Annotated in this window: 31 protein-coding genes and 1 other RNA gene; 11 read left to right on the top strand and 21 right to left on the bottom strand. The window is 44.5% G+C overall.

What is annotated here, in order from left to right:
* Positions 1–109: 109 nt before the first annotated feature.
* The 4 genes from csaA to V7728_RS12630 all read right to left on the bottom strand — a co-directional run bounded on the left by csaA (position 110) and on the right by V7728_RS12630 (position 2559).
* Complete coding sequence (csaA, locus tag V7728_RS12615) at positions 110–442, bottom strand: chaperone CsaA (protein WP_007611940.1); 333 nt, start codon at positions 440–442, stop codon at positions 110–112.
* Between the two features lie 68 nt (positions 443–510).
* Entirely contained in the window at positions 511–1221 is a 711-nt protein-coding gene (locus V7728_RS12620; RefSeq protein ID WP_007407997.1) for an AraC family transcriptional regulator, read from the bottom strand.
* A 52-nt stretch (positions 1222–1273) separates the two neighbouring features.
* Positions 1274–1840: a TetR/AcrR family transcriptional regulator gene (locus V7728_RS12625; protein ID WP_076425261.1), complete on the bottom strand. Its 567-nt coding sequence runs from the start codon at positions 1838–1840 to the stop codon at positions 1274–1276.
* On the bottom strand, positions 1840–2559 hold the full coding sequence (locus V7728_RS12630; RefSeq protein WP_014418104.1) for an MBL fold metallo-hydrolase: 720 nt from the start codon (positions 2557–2559) through the stop codon (positions 1840–1842). Before V7728_RS12630 ends, V7728_RS12625 begins: the two co-directional genes overlap by 1 nt.
* Positions 2560–2784: 225 nt before the next feature.
* Between V7728_RS12630 and V7728_RS12635 the strand changes: the two genes are divergently transcribed.
* Entirely contained in the window at positions 2785–3306 is a 522-nt protein-coding gene (locus tag V7728_RS12635; protein WP_015239996.1) for a hypothetical protein, read from the top strand.
* A gap of 29 nt (positions 3307–3335) precedes the next feature.
* Here the strand turns inward: V7728_RS12635 and czrA are convergent, their stop codons facing one another.
* Positions 3336–3668, bottom strand: coding sequence for a Zn(II)-responsive metalloregulatory transcriptional repressor CzrA (gene czrA, locus V7728_RS12640; RefSeq protein WP_012117736.1), 333 nt, complete (start codon positions 3666–3668; stop codon positions 3336–3338).
* 191 nt (positions 3669–3859) lie between these two features.
* Here czrA and V7728_RS12645 point away from each other — a divergent pair, with 191 nt between their 5' ends.
* The gene (locus tag V7728_RS12645; RefSeq protein ID WP_003153802.1) at positions 3860–4525 is read left to right on the top strand and encodes a lysozyme family protein; all 666 of its coding nucleotides are present in this window, start codon (positions 3860–3862) and stop codon (positions 4523–4525) included.
* A gap of 64 nt (positions 4526–4589) precedes the next feature.
* Here the strand turns inward: V7728_RS12645 and V7728_RS12650 are convergent, their stop codons facing one another.
* Together V7728_RS12650 and V7728_RS12655 are read right to left on the bottom strand one after the other, a co-directional pair.
* On the bottom strand, positions 4590–5126 hold the full coding sequence (locus V7728_RS12650; RefSeq protein WP_015239997.1) for a DUF420 domain-containing protein: 537 nt from the start codon (positions 5124–5126) through the stop codon (positions 4590–4592).
* A 144-nt stretch (positions 5127–5270) separates the two neighbouring features.
* Positions 5271–6053: a VLRF1 family aeRF1-type release factor gene (locus V7728_RS12655; RefSeq protein ID WP_099566833.1), complete on the bottom strand. Its 783-nt coding sequence runs from the start codon at positions 6051–6053 to the stop codon at positions 5271–5273.
* 188 nt (positions 6054–6241) lie between these two features.
* Between V7728_RS12655 and V7728_RS12660 the strand changes: the two genes are divergently transcribed.
* Positions 6242–6745, top strand: coding sequence for an N-acetyltransferase (locus V7728_RS12660; RefSeq protein ID WP_007611949.1), 504 nt, complete (start codon positions 6242–6244; stop codon positions 6743–6745).
* 65 nt (positions 6746–6810) lie between these two features.
* Positions 6811–7788 carry a S66 family peptidase gene (locus V7728_RS12665; protein ID WP_099566834.1) on the top strand — a complete coding sequence of 326 codons (978 nt, stop codon included), beginning with the start codon at positions 6811–6813 and terminating at the stop codon, positions 7786–7788.
* A 31-nt stretch (positions 7789–7819) separates the two neighbouring features.
* Here the strand turns inward: V7728_RS12665 and V7728_RS12670 are convergent, their stop codons facing one another.
* The 7 genes from V7728_RS12670 to gerPC all read right to left on the bottom strand — a co-directional run bounded on the left by V7728_RS12670 (position 7820) and on the right by gerPC (position 13492).
* The gene (locus tag V7728_RS12670) at positions 7820–8212 is read right to left on the bottom strand and encodes a hypothetical protein (RefSeq protein ID WP_099567275.1); all 393 of its coding nucleotides are present in this window, start codon (positions 8210–8212) and stop codon (positions 7820–7822) included.
* Positions 8213–8374: 162 nt separating this feature from the next.
* Positions 8375–9244 carry a 3D domain-containing protein gene (locus V7728_RS12675; RefSeq protein ID WP_007407985.1) on the bottom strand — a complete coding sequence of 290 codons (870 nt, stop codon included), beginning with the start codon at positions 9242–9244 and terminating at the stop codon, positions 8375–8377.
* A 235-nt stretch (positions 9245–9479) separates the two neighbouring features.
* On the bottom strand, positions 9480–11258 hold the full coding sequence (gene recQ / locus V7728_RS12680) for a DNA helicase RecQ (protein WP_082998589.1): 1779 nt from the start codon (positions 11256–11258) through the stop codon (positions 9480–9482).
* A 107-nt stretch (positions 11259–11365) separates the two neighbouring features.
* Positions 11366–11551: non-coding RNA, 6S RNA (gene ssrS / locus V7728_RS12685), on the bottom strand.
* Between the two features lie 215 nt (positions 11552–11766).
* A complete protein-coding gene (locus tag V7728_RS12690; RefSeq protein ID WP_003153791.1) occupies positions 11767–12393 on the bottom strand; it encodes an FMN-dependent NADH-azoreductase in 627 nt (208 codons plus the stop codon).
* A gap of 144 nt (positions 12394–12537) precedes the next feature.
* The gene (locus V7728_RS12695) at positions 12538–13029 is read right to left on the bottom strand and encodes a TraR/DksA family transcriptional regulator (protein WP_025284851.1); all 492 of its coding nucleotides are present in this window, start codon (positions 13027–13029) and stop codon (positions 12538–12540) included.
* 82 nt (positions 13030–13111) lie between these two features.
* Positions 13112–13492, bottom strand: a complete 381-nt coding sequence (gene gerPC, locus V7728_RS12700) for a spore germination protein GerPC (protein ID WP_025284852.1) — start codon at positions 13490–13492, stop codon at positions 13112–13114.
* A gap of 92 nt (positions 13493–13584) precedes the next feature.
* Between gerPC and V7728_RS12705 the strand changes: the two genes are divergently transcribed.
* The gene (locus tag V7728_RS12705) at positions 13585–13818 is read left to right on the top strand and encodes a hypothetical protein (RefSeq protein ID WP_012117743.1); all 234 of its coding nucleotides are present in this window, start codon (positions 13585–13587) and stop codon (positions 13816–13818) included.
* Here V7728_RS12705 and V7728_RS12710 read toward each other — a convergent pair.
* Positions 13805–14287, bottom strand: a complete 483-nt coding sequence (locus tag V7728_RS12710) for an Hsp20/alpha crystallin family protein (protein WP_025284853.1) — start codon at positions 14285–14287, stop codon at positions 13805–13807. The two genes, V7728_RS12705 and V7728_RS12710, sit on opposite strands and share 14 nt — an antisense overlap.
* 70 nt (positions 14288–14357) lie before the next feature.
* Between V7728_RS12710 and V7728_RS12715 the strand changes: the two genes are divergently transcribed.
* On the top strand, positions 14358–14630 hold the full coding sequence (locus tag V7728_RS12715) for a hypothetical protein (protein ID WP_003153786.1): 273 nt from the start codon (positions 14358–14360) through the stop codon (positions 14628–14630).
* Positions 14627–14860, top strand: a complete 234-nt coding sequence (locus tag V7728_RS12720) for a hypothetical protein (RefSeq protein ID WP_003153785.1) — start codon at positions 14627–14629, stop codon at positions 14858–14860. The genes V7728_RS12715 and V7728_RS12720 overlap by 4 nt, the downstream gene beginning before the upstream one ends.
* 44 nt (positions 14861–14904) lie before the next feature.
* Here V7728_RS12720 and V7728_RS12725 read toward each other — a convergent pair whose 3' ends face one another.
* The 3 genes from V7728_RS12725 to V7728_RS12735 all read right to left on the bottom strand — a co-directional run bounded on the left by V7728_RS12725 (position 14905) and on the right by V7728_RS12735 (position 15952).
* On the bottom strand, positions 14905–15249 hold the full coding sequence (locus V7728_RS12725; RefSeq protein ID WP_003153783.1) for a PH domain-containing protein: 345 nt from the start codon (positions 15247–15249) through the stop codon (positions 14905–14907).
* 293 nt (positions 15250–15542) lie between these two features.
* The gene (locus V7728_RS12730) at positions 15543–15683 is read right to left on the bottom strand and encodes a DUF4025 domain-containing protein (protein ID WP_003153781.1); all 141 of its coding nucleotides are present in this window, start codon (positions 15681–15683) and stop codon (positions 15543–15545) included.
* Between the two features lie 65 nt (positions 15684–15748).
* The gene (locus tag V7728_RS12735; protein ID WP_007407979.1) at positions 15749–15952 is read right to left on the bottom strand and encodes a DUF6501 family protein; all 204 of its coding nucleotides are present in this window, start codon (positions 15950–15952) and stop codon (positions 15749–15751) included.
* 183 nt (positions 15953–16135) lie between these two features.
* Here V7728_RS12735 and V7728_RS12740 point away from each other — a divergent pair, with 183 nt between their 5' ends.
* The 3 genes from V7728_RS12740 (at position 16136) to V7728_RS12750 (ending at position 20445) form a co-directional block, all read left to right on the top strand.
* A complete protein-coding gene (locus V7728_RS12740; protein ID WP_024085472.1) occupies positions 16136–17623 on the top strand; it encodes an aldehyde dehydrogenase family protein in 1488 nt (495 codons plus the stop codon).
* A 96-nt stretch (positions 17624–17719) separates the two neighbouring features.
* The gene (locus V7728_RS12745; protein ID WP_099566835.1) at positions 17720–19603 is read left to right on the top strand and encodes a terpene cyclase/mutase family protein; all 1884 of its coding nucleotides are present in this window, start codon (positions 17720–17722) and stop codon (positions 19601–19603) included.
* A complete protein-coding gene (locus V7728_RS12750; protein ID WP_007611962.1) occupies positions 19600–20445 on the top strand; it encodes a superoxide dismutase in 846 nt (281 codons plus the stop codon). Before V7728_RS12745 ends, V7728_RS12750 begins: the two co-directional genes overlap by 4 nt.
* Positions 20446–20484: 39 nt before the next feature.
* Here the strand turns inward: V7728_RS12750 and V7728_RS12755 are convergent, their stop codons facing one another.
* Complete coding sequence (locus V7728_RS12755) at positions 20485–21822, bottom strand: sodium-dependent transporter (RefSeq protein ID WP_007407975.1); 1338 nt, start codon at positions 21820–21822, stop codon at positions 20485–20487.
* Between the two features lie 199 nt (positions 21823–22021).
* On the opposite strand from V7728_RS12755, the gene V7728_RS12760 reads away from it, so the two are divergent.
* Entirely contained in the window at positions 22022–22996 is a 975-nt protein-coding gene (locus V7728_RS12760) for a bile acid:sodium symporter family transporter (protein ID WP_082998591.1), read from the top strand.
* 32 nt (positions 22997–23028) lie between these two features.
* Here the strand turns inward: V7728_RS12760 and V7728_RS12765 are convergent, their stop codons facing one another.
* Together V7728_RS12765 and odhB are read right to left on the bottom strand one after the other, a co-directional pair.
* Positions 23029–23775 (bottom strand): MBL fold metallo-hydrolase, encoded by a 747-nt coding sequence (locus V7728_RS12765; protein ID WP_082998592.1) that lies wholly within the window; start codon positions 23773–23775, stop codon positions 23029–23031.
* Between the two features lie 73 nt (positions 23776–23848).
* Positions 23849–25096, bottom strand: coding sequence for a 2-oxoglutarate dehydrogenase complex dihydrolipoyllysine-residue succinyltransferase (gene odhB / locus V7728_RS12770; protein ID WP_082998593.1), 1248 nt, complete (start codon positions 25094–25096; stop codon positions 23849–23851).
* Position 25097 lies beyond the last annotated feature (1 nt).

Raw genomic sequence — 25097 nt, forward strand, 5'->3', positions numbered from 1 at the left:
CTGAATTGTGTAAGCCGATGCACATGCCCTTGCGGCACACACGAATGTGGCGTGTGGTGTATCGCCTCAATACGCAAAAGACGTTTGCTTCTGCAAACGTCTTTTTTTATTATCCGATTTTCGTTCCGTTCGGTACTGTCTGCTCTGGCGTAAGCAGGACAACGTCTCCTTTTTCCGGGATGCCGCCGAGAACGAGAACTTCTGACTTAAATCCGGCGATCCGCCGCGGCGGAAAGTTGACAATAGCTGTCACCTGTCTGCCCGTCAGATCACCCGGTTCGTACCGTTTTGTAATCTGGGCGCTTGATTGTTTCATGCCGATCTCTTCGCCGAAATCTATTGTCATCTTAATGGCCGGCACCTTTGCTTCCGGAAATACTTCCGCTTTTACGACCGTTCCTATTCTGAGATCAAGCTTGATAAAATCTTCAATGACTGCCATATCAAAAACTCCTTTTTTACAATCATGTTACCAAAAAAAGAAGCAGTTTATTTAACCGATTTTCAGGATTATTTATCAGATTGAAAGGTGTTTCGGAAGACACGCGGCGTTATTCCCTTATGTCTGACAAACCATCTGGTAAAGGAAGACAAATTTTGAAAGCCGACCTCCTGACTGATGTCTGTCAGCCGGCATTTTGTTTCAATAAGCATTTGTTCCGCTTTCTTCATACGGAGCTCAGCAATATAAGCTTGCGGGCTTTTCCCCGTCTGCTTTTTAAACCAGTCGGAATAATACGCCGGGTGGTAATGTTCCATTGCGGCAAGCTCTTTAATTGTAAAAGTCTTTGAGAGATTTCGGCGGATATACGCAATTGAATCATTTGTACGGTTTTCTTGTATCTTTTCAGCAATATATTCTGCAAGCAGACTCAATGAATGAGCCGATTGCTGCTTTGTCTCTTCTGTCAGCAGAAACCGAATCGATGTCCAAAAAGGATCAAGCTTATTCAGAACGCCGGGGGCAAATGAACCTTTGAAAAAATATGCCGGTATGTCGAGAACGAGACATTCATTTCGCTCCAAAGAACGGAACCGATGTTCATGCCCGGGCGGAATATACAACATTTGATCAGGTTTTAATCTGATTTTACGTCTTTCTGTCTCCAGGTCCAGCTGTCCTTCGAGCGGAAAGAGCATTTGACAGTATGTGTGTGCATGAGAATCAAAAATATGTGAATAGGTGCGCCGCTCACAAATGATATGTTGTAATGAATCCATTTGTCCCTCCTTTTTACATGATGCGTCTTTTTATTTAGTTTACATAATAATATTATTGTTTCCTCTCCTGCAAACCTCTTAGGAAAGCAACAACTGCAAACTTCCGGCTTTCCTTAATTGATTCGGTTAATTCAAATGCACTCTGTTTTCTCAACACGGCAAATCCGTGAAGAAGGCTCCTCAGTCCTCTCGCAGCATGAATCGCAGTGTCAGACTGTGCATATCCGTTAGCTGTCAGCTGCCTGACAACAAGCCCTACAAGCAGGCTTGACAGATTCTCAATCCGGCCATCTTTTATCTTTTGAAATGTTGCGTCATATAATCCGGGATTGGCTTCGGCGAAATTGATATAGGCATCGGCGAGAGCAAGCAAAGCCGTTTCACCCGTCAGTCCTTCTGCAGAGGCCGCCATTTTTTCATATAACATAGTTAAACCGGAGACAGCCAGCTCTGCTTTAATTCCTTGAAGGCCATTGACAAAATTGTAAAGGGAAGGCGGTTTTACGTTTAAGGACTTTGCAACAGCCGCAAGCGTCACTTCATTCAGCCCTTTTTCGTCAGCGATGCCTGCTGCGGCTCTCAATATCATGTCAAGGCTCATTCCGACTCTCGGTGACATTATGATCGGCCTCCCGGCAGGCTTCGTTCGGCTTCCTCAGCAGCCTCAGCCATCATTTCAACGGGATTGCAGAGAACATTTCCATGTCCGGCGGCCAGACTGCTTGGTTGATGAGCGATAAGCGTTCTTGCTGTTTTTACAGCTTCTTCTTTATTCCACGTAGCAAAAGCCGGAAACGGAAATTTCCATTTCAGCTTCCCTGAAACAGCAAGGCCGCCCCGTACTTGAAAGGCATCTCCGACGATCAGCATATCATTTCTCATATCTTTAAAAGCGAGGCTTCCCGGCGTATGACCGGGAGCGGGAATGACAAGTAAAGATCCGATCCGCTCGCCGCCTTTCAGCAGGCGATCAGGTTCGGTCTGAACATTTTTCGGCACTCCCCCCTTTATCGGCGTTTGTGCTTCATGCTCAAATAATGAAGTGTCACCTTTCAGCAAGAAAGAATCCCGCTCAGAAATACAGACGGAAGCATCCGGAAATTCCGCAGCTAATGAGTCAAGCGAACCGATGTGATCCCCGTGCGCGTGGGTGAGTAATATGTCATTCAGCGGCTTCCCAAGCTGCCGCAATGCTTGTTTGATTCCTTTATGACTGTTAGGCAGTCCGGCGTCAATCAGGGTTACTCCTTCTTCTTCTTCAACCAAATAACAATTCACCGGGAAGAGCGCGGGAAAAAAAGTCAGCTGCCAAACGGTTCCGTATTGTAAGATTCTCATCAACATCCCCCTAAAAACTAATATCATTAGTTTTATTATAACTAATACCGTTAGTTTTTCAAGAGTTTTCTGTTTAAATCCTGAAAAAGGCGCGGGCGCTTCTCTTATGCAAAAAAAAGAAACGTGCATACTGTGATAAAAGATGCTTTCAGCCTGCGAATAAATCAGACTACTAAAACCAGCCGGATAAGCATACACTACTCAACGGAGGGGGAGTTCCACACCATGCATATCACACTTCAAAGCATCTGCCCTGTCTTAATGATTGCCTTTTTTCTGTATAAAAAGGTGAAACGGTCCGTCGGCTTTCAGCCTTTGAAACCCCGCTGGCTTTATACAAGAATGATTTTGTTTTCATTGCTGGCCGCAGCTCTGGCGTTTTTCAGCATCACACACCCGGCTTTATACGGCCATCTTATATTCGGCACTTTTTGCGGCTGGCTTCTGGTCCTGTTTGCAAAACGGAACATTTCATTTGAAGAACGCCGCGGAAAAATGTATTTTCGCACTCACCTGTGGATTGAACTTATTCTATTAACGTTATTCCTATCGAGATTTTTTTATCGCGTTATTGAAATGTACCGGGTCACAGCGGACTTTACCCATCCGGAGGCATACAGCCAAACGGTCGGGGCCGATCCGCTGACCATCAGTATCTTTTATTTCATCGCAGTTTATTACAGCGGCTTCTCTTTTTATGTTTTAAAAACGAGCAGAGACCAAACCAATAACAGTCAGTACGGCTGACATCCCTGTCTAAAAAGCAGGGATGTTTTTTAATCGTGCCGCGTATGGTGAATCATTTGCTGAAGCACATCTAACACATGTTCATCCTCAGGAGAATAATAAATGGATGTTCCTTCTCTGCGTGATTTGACGAGGCGCAGATTTTTAAGAAAACGCAGCTGATGAGAAACGGTAGACTGCAGCAAATTCAGCTTTTCTGCGATATCATTTACCGCGTGCTCACCCTGTGACAGCAAATGGAGAATTCTGATTCTGGTCGGATCAGACAGCGCCTTAAAAGTCTGGGCAACCAAAAATAAAGTTTCCTCATCTAAATCGACAGCGGGGTCATTTTTGTTTCCGGATTCGTGAAATTCAGTCATATACCTCACCCTTCTTTTCTCAAGTAGCCCAATTATACCAAATGTCAATTGATGCAGATACATCCTGCGCCTGACAAAAGAACCGTTATTTTAAATTTATGTTTCAAATACGGGTTTCCGCTTGGTTTCGCGCATTCATCTGTGTCATAATGAAAAAGTCATAATGCTCCTGAAATTGAGGGTGAAACACAGTGGAGAAAAAGAAAAAAGGCTGTTTCGCTGCCGCGGGTCTTATGATGATATGTGTTTTTGTCATGGTTTCCTTCTTCCTCATTCTGTTATTTTCAAATAATGAATGGCTCAAAAGTCTTCCGTTTGATGTCAAGCCGATCGTCCTTGAACGGCTGACAGATTACAAACCGCTTGTTGAAGACGAACTGGATGAAAAAGGACTCACCAAATATACATCGCTTGTACTCGGCATGATATATCAGGAGTCAAAAGGAAGAGGAAATGATCCCATGCAGTCTTCAGAATCTCTGGGTTTAAAGCGAAATGAGATTAAAAACCCTCAAACCAGTATCAAACAGGGAATCAAACAATTCACTCTCATGTACCAAACAGGCAAGAAAAAAGGCGTAGACTTGGATACGATTATACAAAGCTACAACATGGGAGCCGGCTATATTGATTTTGTGGCTGAACATGGAGGATCGCATACTGAGGAACTGGCAAAACAATACTCCGAGCAGCAGGTCAAAAAGAATCCGAAACTTTACACTTGCGGAGGGAACAAAGACAATTTCCGTTATCCCTACTGCTATGGTGATTACACGTACGCAGAAAAAGTAAAAGCAAAAACAAAAACCGTTGAACAATCCTTAAATGTAACAACACTTGAAACGCTTGAAGAGTAAAAGGCGCCCTGATGAGGCGCCTTTTTCAATCAATAGAAAAAAGCCGCGCAGAGCACGGCTTTTTTTAATAATACGGTGAGATCATTAAGTATACAATGACACCCGTCAGACTGACATACAGCCAGAGCGGCATCGTCCATCTCGCGATTTTTTTGTGGCGCTCCACCTGCATACTGAATCCTCTGATCAGCGTAAACAGCGCAAGCGGCACGATAATGAAGGAAAGGCAAATATGCGTAATTAAAATAAAGAAGTAAATCCCGCGCATGATGCCGTGGCCGCCGAATAAAGTATTCTCAGCTATCGAGTGGTACACGACATAGCAGATCAAAAACAGCAAAGTCGTCGTAAACGCCGCTAAAATAAAGCGTTTGTGCGCTTGAATGTTTTTTTGCTTAATCATAAAGAGCGCTGCCAGCAAAAAGATAAACGTGAAGCTGTTAAAAATGGCATTTAACATCGGCAGAATATGAATATTGGCAATGCTGACCTGTCCCGATTTCGGCATAAAAAACAGCACCGCAATTAATCCGTTGATCAGAACGGTCAATGTCAGCACGACACCGGTATAACTTTTAGGTTTGTTTTCTGTCTGATTCATCTTATGACCTCTCTCAATTTTACTGACTATCCAAATGGTATGAGAATTCAGCTTTGATGTCAACGGTTTCGCCCGCTTCGTCAGAAATTAGACAAACTTAAGCCCTAAAAAGACCGGATGTTTGAGACCCGGCCTTTCGTCATATTATGCTTCCTTCAACAGTTCTTCTATCACCTTATGTTCGTTTTCATTCAACAGATTTTTTGGAATGATCCGATCAATCGGTTTATTCATGTGCTGATCGAGAATATCGGCTGTTTCTTTGTCCCCTGCGATTACGAGACGCTCCCATTGGTGTGAAGCGGCCTTTTGATCAAGGTTTGAAGCCAATCGTTTATACAGCCTGTTTTGGTTTTCTTCGACGTGGGCTTTGGCGGCGTCTTCGTCCATCGATGCGGAGCTTCCGCTTACATCCTGCGGTTTCCACGATTCATTGATGACGTCGTAATGATAATGCTCCACTCCTTCAATTTTTCCGAGTACGGTTTCTATGATCTTCACTTCATTCTGCTGGGTGAGAATAAAAGCCGTGCTCGGAAATTGTTCACGAAGAAGTTCTAATTGATCAAGGACAGCCGTCTCTTCCCAATAAAATCGTGTTTCGACAGGCACCTGCAATTCAATCGTCTCCCAAATACCGCCTTCTCCCGATGCAAAAAATACGAGACTTCGCGGCATCTCTTTACCAAGCCCCTCGATATATTGATAGACACGTTCCATGATGCGGACGAGAGATTTTTCTTCTTCCGGATCACTGGCAGACAGATACTCTTTTAATCTCCGAAAACCGGTTTTCAAGGCGATTTTCCACTCTCCCCCCTGCTGATCCGGATTTCTCATATCCGTATTTACATATAAGGAAAGCATTTTATCAGGAGATTCCGTCATTACGTACTTCAATTTGCCGATGAGTGAGTCAATTGCCATTATAGATTCCTCCTTTTTCCGCTGCTCACTGTTCCTTTCCCTATCCGCACCGCCTTAAAAACGTCAATCCACATATAAACGGCAGACTTTTCTAAAAAAGTTTTTGCAAAACCCATTTACAAACCAAGACATCATTTACTACAATGGATACTTGTGTTTAACTAAGACTTTTACGCTGTGAAAGGAGTATGATTTTGTTTACTGCAGAAGAAAGAGATCAGAAAGAGCTGGAAAAAGAGCTTCATAAACTTGAATTTCAGATTTTCAGAATGCGGGAAAATCTGATAGATGTATCAAAAGACGCGCGAGTGCTTGGTATTGATCAATCGAACAATGACGATTGGATCATTGTTTCCTCGATTGATGATGGCCAAACATGTAAGATTATGCTGACTGACTGTGAGTCAGCCTACCGGGGAAGAGGCTGTTTTTCACTGATCGCCTCTTATTATGACAATGCCATTCATATCGGGGACATTAAAGGCCCGCCGAACCATGGCTACGGCTCGATCTGCATGAAATTTTTAAAACATATCGCCAGAGAGCAGAATATCCCGAAAGTGACGGGCGACATCGCTAAGCGTGATTGGGATCATGTCGACAGACTCATTCATTTTTATGAAAAGCATCACTTTGATGTCTGGATTGACAATGATACGCAATCAGGCGGCATTAAATGGGTCGACCTGTAAAAAAATAATAGAGAAATCCTCTTTTATATGGTGTAATAGATTAAACCATATAAGGAGGGTTTTTTTTGTATCCGGAAAAATTGAAAAAAGGTGACGGCATTCGTATTGTGTCTCCGGCCACAAGCATGTCCGTTATGTCAGATGAAAATATAAATGCCGCGAAGACAAAATTGGAGGAGCTGGGCTTTTGTGTCTCTTTTTCAGAGCATGCGAAAGAAATAAATGAATTTGATTCATCATCCATTGAATCGCGTGTACAGGATCTGCACGAAGCTTTCGCTGATCCTGACATCAAAGCGATTTTGACGACACTCGGCGGGTTCCAATCAAATCAGCTGCTCCGCTATCTTGATTATGAAAACATCAAGCGGCATCCGAAAATCCTTTGCGGCTATTCAGATATTACCGCTCTCGGCCATGCCATATATCAAAAAACCGGCCTTATTACATATTCCGGTCCCCATTTTTCTTCATTTGCCATGAAAAAAGGGCTGGACTATACCATTAACTCTTTCTTGGCCTGCTGTGCTTCTGACAGCCCGTATGAGGTAAAGCCTTCATCCGAGTGGAGTGATGATAAATGGTATTTGAACCAGGAGGACAGACGTTTTTATCGGAATCCGGGACCGCTCGTTATTCAACCCGGATATGCGGAAGGAACACTGATCGGAGGAAATCTATGCACGCTGAATCTTCTGCAGGGCACCGAATACTTTCCGGAGATGGAACAAGTGATTCTGTTTATAGAAGATGATCATATGTCGGACATTCATATGTTTGACCGGGATTTGCAGTCACTCATCCATCTTCCCGCTTTTTCAGCCGTGAAGGGAATTGTCATCGGACGTTTCCAGCATGCTTCAAATGTGTCTGAGGAGGCTCTGCGTGCCGTCATCCGTACAAAAGAAGAACTGTCATCCATGCCTGTTATCGCAAATGCTGATTTCGGCCACACCTCCCCTTTGATGACATTCCCGATCGGAGGAACATGCAGGATAGAAGCTGGCTCAGAAGGCGGACGGATATGGATCGATCGGCATTAATACATAAAGACGGGAAAACCGCCCCGTCTTTTTATTTTGACGCCTTATGCCGCGGCGTGCGCGGAGCGATCATAATTTGTCCGCCAGCCGCTGCCGTTACCCATACGGAAGCTCCTTCATAAAAATGGCTGATCTCTTCATTATATACGGCGTGTGTCAGTTCACGTTTATCATGCGTTCCGTCTTGGTTTTTTACGTTTAAAATAAGCACAAGCTCGTGCCTGCCATTCTTCATCACGCCAGTATGTCTCACCTTTTCAATAACGGCTGGCCTTCCTCTCCCTCTGTCAAGCGCCTGAAACAGCCTGACAGCAGGCATAGACAGTCCGATAACGAGCACAATGGCGAAAGCGGTGCATATACCTGCTTGAAACACCGGTGATTCTGTGAAGGCATTCCATAAACATATAAATTCCGGCTCCATCAGATTCATACATCCCTTCAGATTCCGTTTTCACATCCATTCCTTATTATATTAGAGAAACGCTTTTTCTTTTTCCGCATATAACGATTATATACAGTCAAAAAAGGGAAGAAAAAAAGAACACAAAGCATTTCGCCTTGTGTTCTTCATCTCTATATGAAACTAGTCTAATACTTTAACATTTACTGTTCTGACGCCCCAGTTGTTAGCGTCACTTTTCTTTGCAACAAATACGTCAATTTTATTTCCTTTAATTGCGCCGCCTGTATCTGCTGCTGTTGCCACTCCGTAACCTTCAACATAAACCTTAGAGCCAAGCGGAATGACACTAGGGTCTACCGCGATGACTTTTGCATCAGGGTTTTTGTTTAAGTCAACACCGGTTGCCGTTACACCGGAAATGCCGCCGTCGTTAGCAGAGTAAGCAGTTGCAGTCATTGTCAGCTGCTTTTTAGGCTCTTGTTGGTTTGTATTTGATTGAACAGGCTGCTGTTTTGCTTCGACAGCCTTCGCTTCTTGTTTAGGTTGTTGTTCTTGAACAGGTTCTTGTTTAGGCTGCTCGTTTTTGACAGCTTCTTGTTTCGGCTGTTCTGTCTCGGCAGCTGGTTTTTGTTCAGTTTGCGGCTGGCTGGCTTCTTGAGCCGGCTGTGCAGCCTGAGCCTGACCTTTCACATTTAACGTTGTGCCTGCGTAAATTATATCTGATTGCAAGTTATTCAAGCTTTTCAGATTGCCGACTGATGTTCCGAATTTCTGAGCAATTTTCCAGAGGCTGTCGCCCTGCTTCACTGTGTACTGCCCAGATGTGGTTGTTTCTACTGAAGAAATAGTCAGTTTCTCTCCTTCAATGATTAAATCAGAAGATAACTGATTCCATTCTTTTAAGTCCTTTAGGTTCACTCCGTTTTTTTGCGAGATCCCCCAGAGCGTGTCACCCTTTTGCACCGTGATTTCTTTAGCAGAAGCGTGAGCTCCAAATGCAGTTGTTGAAATTGCTGCAACTGCGACAAAGGACATAATCGTCTTCTTCATAAGTAAATCCTCCCTTGTTAGCTTTTTATTGGCGGCTAACAGGTGATATCGTAACATATGAAAATGTCAGTTCAATAACAAAACGATTTGAATTAGATTACAGTTCCTTTACATGAAACATTTCTCTCGCTTGGTAAGTCTTGCTGAAACCTTGATACAGCAAGGGTTTTCAAGCTTCTGATTTTTCCGGCGCCAATGAAAAACACAATGTGCAAATTTCTAAAAAAACTTTTTTTCACTCTGTTTCTCTTACATAATTTCGGATTTCTTCTAAAAAAACCGCTCCGTATTTCAATCTTTTTTGTTCCCCGACCCCTTTTACGGAAAGAAGATCCTGATCCGTTTTCGGAAGTTTCGCCGACATTTCTTTTAACGTCTGATCTGAGAACACGACAAATGGAGGCACACCCTGTTCAGCTGCAATTTCTTTGCGGAGACGCCGGAGAAGCTCAAATAATTCATCATTCTCGGTAACGGCGGCGGCCTGTAAGGCTTCTTTTCTCGCGACTGCGCTTTTTCCAAGCAGAACGTCCCTGCCTTTTTGGGTGACCATAAGCGTCGGAAATGTGCCGTCCGCCATTCTGATATATTCATCGGAAATAAGGAATTCGATAAAATCACTGATTTCCGCTGCGGATTGATGCTTCATAATGCCGTAAGTGGACAGGCTGCTGAAGCCGTTTTCCAGCACTTTTTTATTTTTTGACCCGCTAAGCACCTGCGCCACCATCGTTTTTCCGAAGCGCTCATTCATTCTGATGATGCATGACAATACCATCTGCGCTTCTTTTGTGACGTCATGGGCGGTCCTTGTATCAGTGCAATTGCCGCATGCTCCGCAAGCTTCCGCCTCATCCTCGCCGAAATACTTCAGAATAAACCGCTGCAGGCAATCTTCCGTATGACAGTAATCCACCATCTGTCTCAGTTTTTTGAGATCCTGTTTTTGTTTTTCTTCTCCGGCGGCCGATTGGTCTATTAAAAAACGCTGCACCATAATATCCTGCGGCGAAAACAAGAGCACACACTCGCTGTTAAGACCATCGCGCCCGGCCCGTCCGGCTTCTTGGTAATAGCTCTCCATATCTTTCGGAATCTGCGCGTGCAAAACGAATCTGATGTTGCTCTTATCGATTCCCATTCCGAAAGCGGACGTAGCTACCATCACTTGTATCTGATCGTTAAGAAACCGCTCCTGCTGGTCTTTTCTGTCATCATCCGCCAATCCGCCGTGATAACGGCCGGCATTGATGCCGCTGCGTTTTAATTTCTCATATAAACGGTCGGTTTCTTTTCTTGTCGCTGTATATATAATGCCGGCTTCGTGTTTATTCTTTTCCAGATACCGCTCGATAAACCGGTCTTTGTTTTCGCCCTTTACTACTTTAAACGTTAAATTCTCTCTGGCAAAACCGGTATATACAGTTTGTTCTTTCTTAATATGAAGCTGCTTGCAGATGTCATCATGAACCTCAGGCGTAGCCGTCGCCGTTAATGCGATGATGACGGGCGGTTCTTTTAATTCATTAAAAAGGATTTCGATATTCCGGTAACTCGGCCTGAAATCATGTCCCCATTGCGATATACAGTGAGCTTCGTCAATGGCGACAAGAGGAACCGTAATATTCTGCAGGATGTGAATGAATTCAGAAGAAGTCAAACGCTCCGGTGTGATGTAAAAGAGCCGGTAAGCCCCTTGTTTCAAACCGGTCAGGCGCTCATGAATGTCACGGCTTGTCTGGGTGCTGTTAATATAAGCTGCCGCGATACCCGCTTCTTCAAGCGCGTCGACTTGATCTTTCATTAAGGAAATAAGAGGGGAAATAACGATTGTGGTTCCTTCAAACAGCAGTGCGGGAATCTGATAGCAGATTGATTTTCCGCCCCCCGTCGGCATAATGCAGACCGTGTTTTTTCTCTCCTCTGCAACTGATTGTATCGCCTGCTTTTGGCCCGCGCGAAGACTGTCGTAGCCAAAATAATGCGCCAGAAGGGATTGGGCTTTCTCCAGCATATCTTGTAAAACCTCACTTTGTCTTTGATTCTTTTATTTTATCATACTGATAAAGTACGCTGCTCAAGGGAAATTCAAAATAAAAAGCCATCTCCGCAAGGGAAATGGCTTTCGCTACGTATGCCGTACGCAAGTAAGAAAGTTTTAAACCACCACTCCTCAAAGTGGGTGTTTGCAGAAGCGTTCCTGTCGTCCTCTGCAATGGAGGCATGACATTCCGGCTTCGATATAAAACTCCCTATTACAGCTTAAAGGTTAAAACTTAATTAACAATACGAACAATGTAGCTTCTCTTATATCCTACACCATCAGTCGTATTTTGGCAAGAGGGTTAATTCTTTTACAGAAAACCTTTTTTCTTTGTGAAAAATGCTTTATTCTACATAAAAATTGTTTTTTCGACAAAATATCAATATATCAATATAAGATCAGATCAAAAGCAGCCGCCAGTTTCTTCTATAATAGAAAAAACTCTCACACCCTGTAGGGGCGCAAGAGTTAATGGAAATTAGAATTTTGCAGCCAGATCTTTCGCTTCTTGCAGTCCTTTTTCAATGATCGCTTGAGCGTTATCCGGTGCAGCATTATGGCCTTCAACGACAACAGTGTGAAGATCTTGGACACCCCAGAAACCGAGAACGGTTTTCATGAAGTTTAATGACATTTCAAGAGATGCCATCGGTCCTTCAGAATATACGCCGCCGCGTGCGTTTAAGAGCGCTACTTTTTTATCTCCCATCAGACCTTTAGGGCCTTCAGGCGTGTATGTGAAAGTAACTCCTGCACGAGACAGGTAATCAACATAAGTATGAAGCACAGCAGGCACTGTGAAGTTCCAAAGCGGGAATGCAAACACGACTTTGTCAGCTTTGACAAATTGATTTAAGTAAATGTCAGCAGTTGACGCTTGTTTTTTCTCTTCGTCTGTCATTTCAATTCCTTTTGAAGCTTTGAATGTTCCGTTAATCATATCTCTTCCGAGGTAAGGAAGGTTTTCTTTATGAAGATCAAGTTCGATCACTTCATCATTCGGATTGTTTTCTTTATAAGCAGCCAGAAACGCTTCGTATAATTTTACGGATACGCCTTCTTCAGCCGTACGGTCACTTGATTTTACAAATAATACTTGAGACATTCTAAATTCCTCCCGGTAATCTTTTAATATTTACTTACAAATAGTATGTTACTTTCTTTTTTATATAAAGTCAATGATTTTATTTCGATTTTGAGATTTTTTATGGAATAAAAAAACAGGTACATATGAATGTACCTGCTGCTATTATTGTGAATCCTGCTCGCGATCCAGGATTTCGTATGTTTGTGAGCTTTTTTGATCAACGGTTTCTTTATTTGAGAGGTCTTTCACCTGCTCGTGAAATTCCCTTTCATATGACGGAGCGTCTGTTTTCACATCCCCTTCTGTTTCTCGCTGCGCTTCGACGGTCATTCTGGCGTACGGCACGGCTTCAAGTCTTTCATAAGGAATTTCTTTTCCCGTTTTCTCGCAAATCCCGTATGTTCCTTTATCCATTCGTTCAAGCGCGGCGTTCACCTCATCTAAAAGATTCTGATCGACACCGTCCAGCGTCTGATTCGTGACCCTGTCCAAATAAATGCTTCCGTGATCAGCTAAGTGGTTATCTACTCCGTTCGACAGTTCTCCTGTGTCTTCACTCATTGAATGATTTTCTTTTGATTCTCCCTGAAGACTTTCCTTTAAATCGATTAATTTATGATAAAGGCTGTCCTGCTGTACTTTTGATAATGACATATTCATCATCTCCTTTTTCGTCTGTATTCTTCGCTGTATCTGCTAATACATACCCTCGAAAAAGGAGGCTGAAACAACGGGGTCAATGCTTTCTCCCCCTGATGGTGACATTGGGTGTCTGCTGCTTTGTCTGTCTTTTTTCTTTCGCAGCATCAGTTTGCGGGTTGTCCCGAAATTCTTCAGCGCAGGCTTGTTTGAGCCTGTGCGCCGGTGTATGGTAAGTGGCGCCGATATTCAGCATACCGCTCAGCTCTTCTATACTCAGCTTTTCAAAATCAATATTGTATTCAACCTTGTCCACTTTGACGTGCTCAATATGGACATATGTTTTTTCCCCTTCCACCGTCTGCGGCTCAAAATGACACTTATCCTGAAGCTCATCAAGCTGTTGTTCCACTTTCTTAAGCCGGTCTAATTCCTCTTCACACACTTTTTTGAAAATCTCTTTCATTATTTTTTTCAAAAAAAATCACTTCTTTCCCCGTCACTCTTGGAAAGTTCTATGCGTCCCGCATTGCGAATATATAAACATGATATACAAAAAGGAGGCGAATCATGATGTTTTTTCCATCCGTTATCAATTTTGAGTATATAAAAATGAACGGAATCAGCGGCGGAGCAACTTTTAACACCGGCTCTTCCGTTATGGTGAGAAACACAGCAGCCAATAAAAGAAATGAAGGGTACGGTGAACAAAACGGTGATTGCACCGTTGTCGTCATCCCTATCATGAGTATCGATGATTCAGATCTGATAGATGGCACAGCAAACAAGATCAGCCTTCGATAATGATCTGGCTTGCATCCCCCAGATGTTTAGCAATCGATATATATAAAATCCCGTCTTTGAATACCGCCTGCATTCCCTTCGTTCCCTGAGCGGAATGCGGAAGGTCGAGTTTTTTTTCAAAATCGCCGTATTTTCCGGTCTTCTGTTTAAAATCCTGTTCATTGAAAAAGGATTTTCTCGTGCCTTTTACGACGATATATTCTCCGTAGGACAGCAGCTGAACATCTTGTTTCCGGTAGCCGGGCAGATACAGTAAAAATTGGAGCTCATCATGGGTTTCCACAATATCTATAAGAGGAAAAGCATCCTCATTTCTTTTCATTTGCCCATCTCCCTGTTGAAAGGGAAAATGAGAATGGCCGTTTTGAAATGATTTCAGTTGTTCATCATCAAAAACGTTTTTCCAAAAGTCGCCGCCGGACATGTTTTGCGCCATTTCCATCCACTGCTTCATCTTATCGAAATCCATTTTTATCGCCTCCTGTCTAAGCATACGGTCATAACAGCCGGCATACACCTGTATTAAAGGAGGTTTGCCTGTGGTTCAACCAACTCCATATATCAATATTAATATTTTCATGTTGAAAATTAATTCCTTTGAAAATGCTTCAGCGGTGAATGTCGGACAAAATTTACTGGCGGAATGGCAGAATTCTGATAAAAAGAATCAGGGATACGGACAGAACTTCGGAGATGCAAGCGGCTTCATCGGCACGAACGGCAAAGTGGATGACCGGGATCAAATTGATTCTCCATCTACCTTTGAGTCTGCATGCGATAAAATCCCTGCCGGAAAAGGAGGCCCATTATGATGTTTTCGCCGGTTTTGGTAAATGTAGGAGGCTTTAAAGTAAATGCAGTCGACCGCGGTTCTTCCATTACGATCGGCCCGTATCAGCAAATCGATTATTTTTTATCCAATAAGATCAACTACGGATTCGGTGAAGAAAATGGTGATTTGGCGCCGATTTATATCCCCATCAGTTCTATTGCTGATCCGGATCTCATTGATTCGAACTCCGGAAAAACAAGCATTATATAATAAAAAGGCCATCCGCATGCATTCGGATGGCTTTTATGTGATATTTAACTGCATAAGTATTTTGTTAAGATGGCTTGAACCTCAGTCAAGTCCGTTTCTTTTGCAAATTCCAATTCGAAAGTTTTTCCCCTTGTCATTAATACAAGCCCGGTATCTGGATCAAACATCCCCGCTTCTTGAATGGCGAAGCTTTCAATTGTTTTATATGGAAGAAATACGCGCACTTTCTTTTTGGAGAACATTTTATTATCAAAGAAAATCACTCGTTTATTCGTAAAGCATATTTGGTCAACCCGCAGTTTATAAATCGTTTCGATCCGTTCTCCCTCAACGAGCAAAGCCTCCAGCTTTTTTGTGTCGGTTGATCTGCTGACAGAAAAAATTCCCAATGAAGAACCCCACTTTCTGCTTCTATACTATTGTTTTATTACAATCATAAAAAAATAAGTTCTTTATCCCTATATAAGAATACGACATAGACGGCATTTAAACCATTACGAACAGATTACATTTTTAGAACGTTCATCAAAAAAGCCCTTCGCGAAAGGTGCCGCTGTTATGAAGTAGTACGGTTCAGCGAAAGAAAAGGTTTCAAGAAAACGGTATTTTTTTCGAAAAGTCAGTTTTTTATTCTCGCCATAAAAAACCGCGGCTTTTCCAATGCCGCGGTTTCAACAAAACATCAACGATCCGTATCTTCAATCGTTCCTTCTTTATAGGTATCTGAAATTTGTTCCATCGTCGTGTCGGTGCCTTCTTCAGGTTGCACTTGCTGGAGCTGATCTGATGTTTTATTTTGTTTGTCTTGCTCTGTTTTTTTCATTTTGCAGCCACCTTTTATATGTAGTCTTTTTTAGTATGGCTCAGGCAAAATGAATTCATTCAGCTTTAAACTTCTTCAAAATACTCTTTGTAGAAGCCTCCGACTTTGTTTGTATTGTCTACAACAAAAATGAATTCTTCTGTTTCATTTTTGACTTCATACTCTTTACCCGGCGTCAGCACATTTTTGACAATGTATTTTTTCGCATCTGTATGTACGCATTTGACCTTTTTGACGCTTTCTTTTGTCTGCCAATTATTATGAATCATTTATAAAACTCCTTTTCTTAATCGATAAGCTTATTGTAGCCGTTTTTTCTTGTGAATTGCAATAACGGTTATCGATTGATTTTACCGGAGGTGTTATTATAGAATGACTGTATGCGCTTACTTTGCGCGGACATCAAGATGCTCAAAACAGACCATAAAAAAATTTCGGGAGGTTTGTTACGAATGAGTTCTTTAACGATGCAGATCACAAAAAGGCTGGAAACATTTTTACAGGGCACGAAGAAACTTTATATTGACGGAAAATTTGTTCCGAGCGCTTCAGGATCAACATTTGTCACACCGAATCCGGCAACCGGAGAAACGCTGATGACGCTTTACGAGGCACAGTCAGAAGACATTGACAGTGCAGTGAAAGCGGCACGCAAAGCCTTTGATCACGGCGAATGGCGCACTATGCCGGCCGCTTCCAGAAGCAGGCTGATGTATAAACTTGCCGATTTAATGGAAGAGCACAAAACGGAACTCGCGCAGCTTGAAACACTTGATAACGGAAAACCGATTAATGAAACGACAAATGGGGATATCCCGCTCGCAATTGAGCATATGCGTTATTATGCCGGATGGTCTACAAAGATAACCGGACAAACGATTCCGGTCGCCGGCTCATATTTTAATTACACCCGCCATGAGCCTGTCGGCGTCGTGGGGCAGATCATCCCTTGGAACTTCCCGCTCCTTATGGCGATGTGGAAAATGGGCGCCGCCCTTGCTACAGGCTGCACAATCGTTTTGAAACCGGCGGAACAGACACCGCTGACCGCCCTCTATTTAGCGGAGTTAATAGATCAGGCGGGCTTCCCTGACGGCGTCATCAATATTGTCCCAGGGTTCGGCGAGACGGCCGGGGAAGCGCTGACCAACCATGACGATGTCGATAAACTCGCTTTTACCGGTTCTACAGAAATCGGCAAAAAAATCATGGAAAAAGCCGCAAAAAAAATTAAACGCGTGACACTGGAGCTTGGCGGAAAGTCACCTAACATCATTTTGCCTGACGCCAATTTGAAGAAAGCGATTCCCGGCGCTTTAAACGGGGTCATGTTTAATCAGGGGCAGGTATGCTGCGCAGGCTCCCGTGTCTTCATTCACAAAGACAAATATGATGAGGTCGTCAGCGAAATGGTTTCATATGCGAAATCGCTTCAGCAAGGCGCCGGCCTTCACCAAGATACACAAATCGGCCCGCTCGTCAGTCAGGAACAGCATGAGCGCGTGCTTTCATATATTGAAAAAGGAAAAGCGGAAGGAGCCAAAGCTGTCGCGGGCGGCAGCTGCCCGTTTGAAGAAGGGTATTTTGTCTCCCCGACTGTATTTGCGGATGTGGATGACAGCATGACCATCGCAAAAGAAGAAATTTTCGGCCCTGTTTTAGCCGCCATTCCGTATGATACGGTAGATGAAGTCATTGAGCGGGCGAACCGCTCGGAATACGGCCTTGCAGCCGGACTTTGGACTGAGAATGTGAAAAACGCCCATTACATTGCTGACCGTCTCCAAGCCGGCACCGTTTGGGTCAACTGCTACAATGTTTTCGATGCGGCATCTCCTTTCGGCGGCTATAAGCAATCCGGCCTCGGGCGGGAAATGGGCTCTTACGCGCTGAATAATTATACAGAAGTGAAAAGCGTCTGGATCAATCTGGAAGATTAAATCAAACAAGAAACTGCTGCCTGTCAGCAGTTTCTTTCTTTTGTCATGCCGACTTTTACATATGAATATATATGCTTCTGAAGGAGTTGAGCGAGTGTGAGCACAATTCATGAAAACGTCAAAAGCCGCCAAAAGAAAACCATCTCTCTATTAAGAGAAACGCAAAATGCGAACGGCTCATGGTCATTTTGTTTTGAAGGACCGATTTTGACAAACGCCTTTCTGATCCTCCTCCTCACTTCTCTTGGAGACAATGATAAAGAACTGATCGCTGAGCTTGCAGAAGGCATTCGCGCTAAACAGCGCCCGGACGGAACTTTTGCCAACTATCCTGATGACCGGAAAGGAAATGTGACCGCCACTGTACAGGGCTATGCCGGCTTGCTGGCTTCCGGTTTATATAGCCGTTCTGAGGCGCATATGATTCAGGCCGAACGCTTTATCATCTCAAATGGCGGCTTGCGCAACGTACACTTCATGACAAAGTGGATGCTTGCGGCAAACGGCCTTTATCCATGGCCCGCGCTGCATCTGCCATTATCTTTCTTAGTCATTCCCCCATCCTTCCCGCTGCATTTTTACCAGTTCAGTACATACGCCCGTATTCATTTTGTACCGATGGCCGTGACGCTTAACAAAAGATTTTCGCTGAAAAATCCCAACGTTCCGTCTCTCGCGCATTTAGATCGGCATATGACTAAAAATCCGTTTACATGGCTTCGTTCCGATCAGGATGAGAACAGAGACCTCTCTTCTCTTTTCGCGCACTGGAAGCGGCTTTTGCAGATTCCTGCCGCTTTTCACCAGCTCGGTCTGCGTACGGCCAAAACGTATATGCTTGACCGGATTGAAGAAGACGGCACATTATACAGCTATGCGAGCGCCACTATTTTTATGGTGTACGGCCTGCTCGCTCTAGGTGTATCGCGCCACTCCCCCGTTATCAGAAAAGCACTTGCCGGCACGAAAGCTTTGCTCACGTCTTGCGGCGATATACCGTACCTGGAAAATTCAACGTCGACCGTTTGGGATACGGCGCTTCTCAACTATGCGCTTATGAAAAGCGGCATCTCAGATAACGATCAGATGATAACCAGCGCCGCCCGGTTTCTGCGTGAACGGCAGCAGACGAAAGTCGCTGATTGGGCCGTTCACAACCCGCATGCTGAACCGGGAGGATGGGGTTTTTCAAACATCAATACAAATAATCCCGATTGTGATGACACAGCCGCAGTGCTCAAAGCCATTCCGCGAAAACTTTATCCCGCCTCATGGGAACGCGGACTGAGCTGGCTTTTGTCCATGCAAAACAGTGACGGCGGCTTCTCTGCTTTTGAGAAAAATGTCAATCATCCGCTGGTCCGCCTGCTGCCGCTGGAATCGGCTGAGGAAGCTGCCATCGATCCCTCAACAAGCGACTTAACCGGACGGGTGCTGCACTGTTTAGGAGAAGCGGGGCTTTCTTCTGATCACCCTCAGATTGAAAAGGCCGTCCAATGGCTGATCCGCCATCAAGAAGAGGACGGATCGTGGTACGGCAGATGGGGTGTCTGCTATATTTACGGCACATGGGCAGCGCTGACAGGAATGAAGGCTTGCGGCGTGAGCCAAAACCACCCGGCCGTGAAAAAAGCGATCCGCTGGCTGAAGTCCATTCAAAACGAGGACGGAAGCTGGGGGGAATCCTGTAAAAGCGCAGAAGAGAAAACCTATGTTCCGCTTTCTTACGGGACGCTTGTCCAGACGGCTTGGGCGGCCGAAGCTTTGCTGCAATACGAAAAAACTCATCATCAAGCCGTCACAAAAGGCATATCTTTTCTTATTGAAAACAGGCATTACGAAGGCGCCGCTTTCAGCTATCCGACCGGAATCGGCCTGCCGAAACAGTTTTACATCAGGTATCACAGCTACCCGTATGTGTTTTCTTTGCTTGCGCTCAGCACTTTTATGAAAATGAGTGAAAAGGAGGAAGAAAAATGAAACGGCACGCTTATCAAACCGAGATGCTGAATTGGTGTGAAACCTTGAAGGAACAAGTTATTCAGCAAGGTCGGTTCGATCGCTTCGCGGCACAAATCGACCGGATTTTTCACACCCTTCAGGATGATGGATTAACGGAGGCGGAATGGTACGAACAGGCATCGGCACTTTACCGGGACATTACTGAACCCGAAGAGCCCGATGAGCGCAGAGCTTATGTGCCGATCGGCAAGCATGTCCTCCCTAAACTGCCTTACAGTTATTCCGCATTGGAACCGTATATTTCAAGAGAGATTATGAAACTTCACCATACCAAACACCATCAGAGCTATGTTGACGGTCTGAATAAAGCAGAACTGGAGCTCAAAAAAGCGAGACAGACGAAACAGTACGACTTAGTGGCGCATTGGGAGCGGCAATTGGCGTTTCACGGCGCGGGCCATTATTTGCACAGTATTTTCTGGTTTTCGATGAATCCAAACGGAAAAAGACGGCCGACGGGGGCGCTCTTTCAAATGATTGATGTGTCATTCGGAAGCTACTCCGCTTTTAAAGAGCAATTTTCTCAAGCGGCGAAAAAAGTCGAAGGAGTCGGCTGGGCTATCCTAGTCTGGGCGCCGCGCGCCGGGCGGCTGGAGATTTTGGCCGCTGAGAAGCATCAGCTCTACAGCCAGTGGGACGTCATTCCTTTGCTTCCGCTGGATGTGTGGGAACACGCTTATTACTTACAATATAAAAACGACCGAGCGGCTTACGTGGATCAATGGTGGAATGTCGTTGATTGGCGGGAGGCGGAGAAACGGTTCGAGCAAGCGCACCGCGTGATATGGCCGCTTTATTAAAAAAGCCCCCGTCTTGAACGGGGGCCTGCTTCTTTTGGTTTAAAAAATACCAAGGACGTGCAGAAAAACGATAATAATGGCTACAGGAGCCACATAACGGATTAATAGGAGCCAGACTGCAAACCATTTTCGTTTTATACCGGAACCGCTTTTCAGTTCGTCAAACAGCATCTGTTTCGGGATTTTCAACGGTACGAAAACGGCAATTAAAAGCGCGCCCAGCGGCATTAAGACATTGCTGACCAGAAAATCCGCAGCGTCAAAAATACTGCGGTGAAAAATAGAAACATCACTCAAAATTCCGTACGACAGCGCCGAAGGGACCCCGACAATAAATATAGCAAGTCCCCCGATCCATGCATAACGCTTCCGTTTTGCCGAATCGCCTTTTGACAAAACAGCAACTAAAATTTCAAGCATTGAAAAAGCCGATGTCAGCGTCGCAAATAAAAACAGCAGCAAAAAGGCGAGCAAAAACACGATGCCCAACGGCATTTGGTTAAAGACGGTCGGCAGCACGTTAAATAAAAGCTGCGGGCCTTGATCCGGCTTGAGGCCGAATGCAAACACCGCCGGAAAAATTGCCACTCCCGCCATCACAGCAACAAGTACATTTAATACCGTCACCGATACGGCGGATTGAACAATATTTTCTTCTTTTTCTAAATATGCGCTGTATGTAACCATTACGGACACTCCGACGCTTAACGAGAAAAATGATTGTCCCATCGCATATAAAATGGTATTGGCATCCATCGCGCCAAAATCAGGCATAAAAAAGAATTTTAATCCTTTTGCTGCATCATGCAGCGTAACGGAGCGGATCATTAAGAGAATAAACAGAATAAACAGAGCCGGCATCAACACCTGGCTCACTTTTTCAATGCCGCTGCTCACCCCTTTTGCCACAACTAAAATCGTCAGCACGATAAACAGCAGCTGACCGAAAACGGCTGCATAAGGATTTGAAATGGTATCGATAAATAACGTATCAAATCCCGAAGAAAGCGATAAGCCGCCCGTAAAGCCTTTTATAATGTAGATTAATATCCATCCCCCCACTACGCTGTAGAAGGATAATAGAATAAAACACGTAATAATTCCGAGATATCCGATCCAGTGCCACTTTTTCCCCGGCGCGAGCGCCTTATAGGATTCAACGGCGTTTTTTTGTGTTTTTCTGCCGATAATAAATTCAGCAAGCAAAAGCGGCAGTCCGATTAAAACAGTAAATAAAATAAAAACAAGCAGAAAAGCGCCGCCTCCGCTGGTTCCCGCTACGTAAGGGAACTTCCATATTGCGCCGAGCCCGATTGCAGAGCCGGCCGTAGCTAAAATAAATCCCAGCTTAGATGACCATTGATTAGCTTCTTTCACTTCAGCACTCCCAATTCATTTCAGTATAAAAATCAATTGTAAGAATATATGTCTGAATAGTCAAGAAGATGTTAGTTTACATAATAATTTTATTGAAAACTTATATTTAATATTGAATTATTCAGAAAATTATTTATAATGGAATACAGAAAAGTCAGTCATATTTTCTGACTGATTGAATGTAAAAGGAGCTGTGTTTATGGAATGGCTGAAAAAAATAAGCGGGTTTGCGGGCCAAACCTTTGGCTTGTGGGTTATCGTCTTTGCCGGTTTAGGATTCGCCTGCCCTGATTTGTTTTCTTGGATCAGTTCTTATATGACGATTTTCCTTGGTATTATTATGTTTGGGATGGGGCTTACTCTTCAAGCAAACGATTTTAAAGAATTAATCAGAAAGCCTTGGCATGTCGTGATCGGAGTCGCTGCCCAGTTTACGATTATGCCGCTTACGGCTTTCTGTTTATCAATCGGGCTCCGCCTCCCCGCAGAAATCGCCGCGGGCGTCATTCTGGTCGGATGCTGTCCGGGCGGTACGGCATCAAACGTCATGACGTTTTTGGCGAAAGGCAATACGGCGCTTTCTGTTGCGGTCACCACGATCTCAACATTGCTTGCTCCTATTGTAACGCCGGCACTTATTATGCTGTTTGCGAAAGAGTGGCTCCCCGTTTCTTTCGGCTCACTGTTTGTTTCCATTATGCAAGCCGTGCTTTTGCCGATCGTCCTCGGGGTGATTGTGAAGCTGTTCTTCAAAAAACAGGTCGGACAAGCCGTGCACGCGCTTCCTCTCGTGTCGGTAATCGGCATCGTAGCGATTGTATCCTCTGTCGTCAGCGTAAATCGTGAGCATTTGCTTCAATCAGGACTGCTGATTGTGTCTGTCGTCATCTTACATAACGGAATCGGATATTTGTTAGGATTCCTGACTGCAAAGCTGTTCAAAATGGATTATGCTTCACAAAAAGCGATTGCGATCGAAGTCGGGATGCAAAACTCCGGACTGGGCGCAGCGCTTGCGACAGCGCATTTCTCCCCTTTGTCAGCCGTGCCGAGCGCAATTTTCAGCATATGGCACAATCTGTCGGGGTCTGTTCTTGCCACCTACTGGTCTAAGAAAAAAGAGAAAAACAGCGCCGAAGAAGAAGAAGAAACGGCAAAGATTCCGTTTTCATAACTGAACAAGGATAGGATAGGCTGCTGCCGCTCCTATCCTTGTTTATTCTGCAGATCACGAAACAGACGCAAAAGCGCTTTTTTTACATCCCCCTGAAATAAACCTCCATGATAACAAATCAATTGGCGGATATCGTAATCGAGCAGCCGCTGCACAGAACGGACCGCATCATCCATATGTAACGTATAGCCGGGATTAGCAAGGTTTAGCTTTCCGTCTTCAATGACGACCGCATCACCTGTGACCATAGTTTTTTCGGCAGGCAGATAAAGACTGATATGGCCGGGTGTATGACCCGGCGTGGCTACAACGCGAATGCCTCCGCACCAAGGCAGCAGCTCGCCGTCAGTAACTGTCCGGTGAACTGGAGCCGATTCGACTGATTGAAGCGAGCGGATGAACTGTTTTGCATATGGTTTTGCATCCTCTGGCAATGAACAAAACGTTGATTCAGCCTGCTCAAGCCGTAAAGATTTTTTAGAGCCGTCAATATACGGCGCTTCACGCTCATGTACTGTCACGCTGACATCCGGGTGCAAACGGTGTAATGCAGCGAGTGAACCGATATGGTCTATGTCGTGATGCGTTACAATGATTTTTGTCAATGAATGAAGCGACATTCCATGCCGGGCAGCAGCATGTTGAAGATGGTTTGTAGAACCGGGATATCCGCAGTCTATTAATATCGTGTCATGTTCGTCTTGCAGAAGTACCGGAGTGATAGAATGCAATTCTTCATTATATTCAAATTCGATCTCAAGCGGATGACAGCTTTTCATATAAATTCTCCCCTTCTCTCAATAAAAAAAGTACACTGCTTGTAAGGGCAGTGTACTTTTTGTCTGTCTCAAATTATCCTTCCAGCAACAGCTGTTCCGGATCTTCAAGCAGGTTTTTAATGGTGACAAGGAATCCGACCGCTTCTTTACCATCTACAATTCTGTGATCGTATGATAAAGCGATGTACATCATCGGACGGTTTTCAGAGCGCTCCGCATCAATCGCTACTGGGCGCAGCTGAATTTTGTGCATACCTAAGATCCCAACCTGAGGGCTGTTTAGGATCGGTGTTGACATAAGCGATCCGAATGTACCTCCGTTTGTGATCGTGAAGGAGCCTCCTTGCAGCTCACCTAATGTTAATTTATTGTTTCGCGCTTTCTTCGCAAGTTCGCCGATCTCTCTTTCAATGCCGGCAAACGTCAGGCGGTCAGCGTCACGCACGACTGGGACGACAAGCCCTTCTTCAGCCGCGACAGCAATACCGATGTCATAGAATTTTTTCACGATCAGCTCATCGCCTTGAATTTCAGCGTTAAGGAGCGGGAATTTTTTCAAGGCAGCCACGACGGCTTTTGTAAAGAACGACATGAAACCGAGTTTTACTTCGTTTTGCTCAAGGAATTGGTCTTTACGGCGTTTTCTTAGATTCATAACGGCCGTCATATCAACTTCGTTAAATGTAGTCAGCATCGCAGAAGTCTGCTGCACTTCAACCAATCGTTTCGCGATCGTCTGTCTGCGGCGGGACATTTTTTGCACTTCGACAGGTTTGTCAAAGCTTTGCTGTGTTTTTGGAGCCTGCTGTTTCGGCTGTGCCGCAGGTTTTGAAGCCGGTTTTTCATAAGCTTCCACATCTTGTTTGCGCACGCGGCCGAGCGGGTCTCCCGTCGGAATTTGTGATAGATCAATTCCTTTTTCCCTTGCCAGCTTGCGTGCAGCCGGAGACGCTACCGTTCTGGATTTCGCTTCTGATTGTGCTTCCTGGCTGACTTCTTGTGCAGCAGGTTCAGCTTTTGCTTCCTCTTTCGTTTGTTCATTGGCTGGAGCACTTTCTGAAGGGGCGGGTGCAGAACTATCGCCAGCGCCTTCTGTAATGGTACCGATAATTTCTCCTACTTGGACGGTATCACCCGAATCTTTCAATACCTCTTTTAGAACACCCGATTCTTCTGCTGTCAATTCAACATTTACTTTATCCGTCTCCAGTTCAAGCAAGTACTCACCCTGTTCTACATAATCACCGGGCTGCTTTAACCATTGGGCTATCGTTCCTTCTGAGATTGATTCTGCTAATTCAGGTACCTTAATTTCCGCCATT

Origin of the sequence: Bacillus sp. JHAA (assembly GCF_036961585.1) — a bacterium.
Taxonomy (GTDB): domain Bacteria; phylum Bacillota; class Bacilli; order Bacillales; family Bacillaceae; genus Bacillus; species Bacillus velezensis.